The sequence below is a fragment of the Vibrio sp. 1249-1 genome, assembly GCF_033340495.1.
On the sequence record NZ_JAWOWJ010000185.1, the window covers coordinates 1 to 977 of the forward strand.

The 977-nt window shown below is 41.4% G+C and carries 1 pseudogene; it reads right to left on the minus strand.

Annotated elements, in window-relative coordinates:
• Nucleotides 1-449 (minus strand): annotated as a pseudogene (locus tag R7Z50_RS25115) (GGDEF domain-containing protein); the annotation flags it as partial.
• Nucleotides 450-977: the final 528 nt, after the last annotated feature.

A 977-nucleotide genomic window follows, 5' to 3' on the forward strand; every position in this document is an offset into this window, starting at 1 on the left:
AATTTCTTGTCACCTTTTTCTCGTGACGTTTCAAGCAAAGCATCCAACGACGAGAGCGCGGTATCGATATCTCGATTGCCCATCATGGCTCGAATTTGGATCAGCTTGAACAGCAAGTGCTCTTGGCTTTGTTCTGGTGTCAAACTCAGCCCTTTGTCTACCACTGCTAAGCTCTCTTTATCGCGCCCTAACAACTCAAGAACAGTCGACTTCGCCAGCCAATAACGAATCAACAGATCCTTGGGCTGGTTTTGCAGTAGAGAGTCTTCTTCTAATGATTCGATTTGTGCTAGTGAACTTTGTGGCAGCGCGTAAATTTGGCTCTCAATCCCTTCAAGAGATTGCAGAAACTTACCTTTTGGCTCAGGGCTTTGTGCGTAGACTTTGGTCGTCAAAAACACGAACCAAAACACAAGCGACAACGCTCTGAGCTTATAAAATTGTGACATTATTATTATTCCCTGATGGGTAGTTACTTCAGTGTGGTGGGAAGTTTTGATTATTATTTTGCACGTGAATGACAATGGTCACACCGCGCATGCTTTCCCATGCATTCTGTAGTGAATAATAAATCACCAACTTTCGATGTAGAAACGATTTCGTCCCACAAAAAAGACAAAGAGAATAATTTTCAACCATAAAAGGAATTTTCTCATTTAAGAGACAAATGAATAATTTCAGTTTTGACGCAACAATAGATTTTGTGGTTATTTTGCCCGAAAACATCACAACTTTGGATAAAAGAGATAATTGCGTCGTGTCACTGAGCAGGGTGTGTTATGAAAACTAGCGTATAAACGCTGTTGGAAGAGGACATTACGTGAAACTAAAGTGGCGCTTTAACGATCACTAGAATAATACGGAAGAACCAGCAACACTGATATCGCTGGTCCTCTTATTAAGATTACATTCGCATTCCACCATCGACTTCTAGTACCCTCCCGGTGACGAACTCGTTGGTTAACACATATTTGATG